Annotated in this window: 1 protein-coding gene and 1 pseudogene; both read left to right on the top strand. The window is 70.5% G+C overall.

The window, feature by feature from the left end:
• Window positions 1-173: pseudogene (locus BFF77_RS29420) on the top strand (TetR/AcrR family transcriptional regulator); the annotation flags it as partial.
• A 485-nt stretch (window positions 174-658) separates the two neighbouring features.
• A partial coding sequence (locus BFF77_RS36350; protein ID WP_211280346.1) for a hypothetical protein occupies window positions 659-927 on the top strand: 269 nt, incomplete at its 5' end.
• Window positions 928-1,339 lie beyond the last annotated feature (412 nt).

Genomic DNA, 1,339 nt, shown 5'->3' with positions numbered 1-1,339 from the left:
CCGGCGTCGGCCAAGGCGTCCTCTACCGGCACTTCCCCGACCGCGAGGCCGTCGCCGCCGCCGTCCTCGAAGAGAACGTGCACCAGGTCGAGCGGGCCGCCGAGCACCCCCGGGCCGACCTCGCCCGCGTCCTGGGTGTCGTCACCTGGCACCTCACCGAGTCCGTCGCCTTCAGCCGTCGGCGTCCTTGAACAGCACGCTCCCGCGAACAACCGTGACCGGCCGGCCACTTCATCGGCCTCGGCCGCGTCGAGGACGCTCTGTACCAGCCGCTGGTCGTCCCGTACACCCGGCGGCCGGTGCCGGGGTCCCGGTCGGGCAGCGGCTGCGGGACCGGGCCGAGCGCGGTGGGGTCGGTGGGATCGGCGCCCGGCCGCCGCCATGCGGCTGGGCCGCTCCGGTCGGCAGATGGCCTGTCGGCAGCGGAGCGCAGGCGCCCCTCAGGCTGGTCCGCACTGCCCGCACATCCCCGTACTGTCACAGAGGTCCCGTGACAGCGAAGATTGATCCGCTGCCACCGAGGTTTGACCGCAAGCGAGGGTTGATGAGCCGCCGTACATTTCAAGGCGCACTGGTCGTGGGCTTGATCGGTGTCTTGATCAACATCGTGGACGCGATCGGGTCGGGGCACCTGGAGCCGCACGATGGCTTCGCCGNNGTGCGGCTGGTGAACTGCTCAAGGAGCGGCGCCCCAGGGCCGCGAAGGCGTTGTATGCCGTGGCGTCGGTGCTGCTGGTAGTCGCCGGATCCGTCGCGGGTGCCCGGGCATGGGCCTCACTCTTCAGGGGCACGGCCTATGACTGGCTCGATCTGGGACTCGGGATTCTGGTCGTGCTTTACGTTGCCGTCGGCGCGGGTCAGCTGCTCGCGCGCCTGTCCCGCAGAGCATCGAGGTCTCGCACGAATGCCGGCACGCTCAGCGAGTAGCGCCGGCATCGGTCAGCCTCCGAAGGCGGTGGGGGTGGCACCTCACGCAGGAAAACACCCGTCGGCGCGGCCAGTTCGCGGGCGTCGAGCGCTTGAGGACGAAGCTGGAACGCCGTTCCTCCTGTGGCAGTGAGTGGATCAGCTGGAGAAGTTCACGGCGTCCCGTCGGCGGCGTCACCGGACCGGATCATCTGTGACGGAACGAGCGTCCTCGGTTCGATCAGCCTCGCAGCCGCCACCGGCGCATCGGGCGGCGCGGTCTCATGCCCTCTCGGCGAGAGCGCGGAACAGGAGGCCGCCGGCTCCTCTCGCTCCCCCTCCCCGTACCGTTCCCGTGGCCAATGGCCGTCCGGCGACAGCACAGGGGCCTGACGCTCTGCCTGCGCCTTGATCTCCCCATGGGCCTCGTGGG

The organism is Streptomyces lushanensis (genome assembly GCF_001700515.1).
GTDB lineage: Bacteria > Actinomycetota > Actinomycetes > Streptomycetales > Streptomycetaceae > Streptomyces > Streptomyces lushanensis.
The sequence above is the reverse complement of the archived record's forward strand: the minus strand, read 5'-3'. Positions and strand labels throughout refer to the sequence as shown.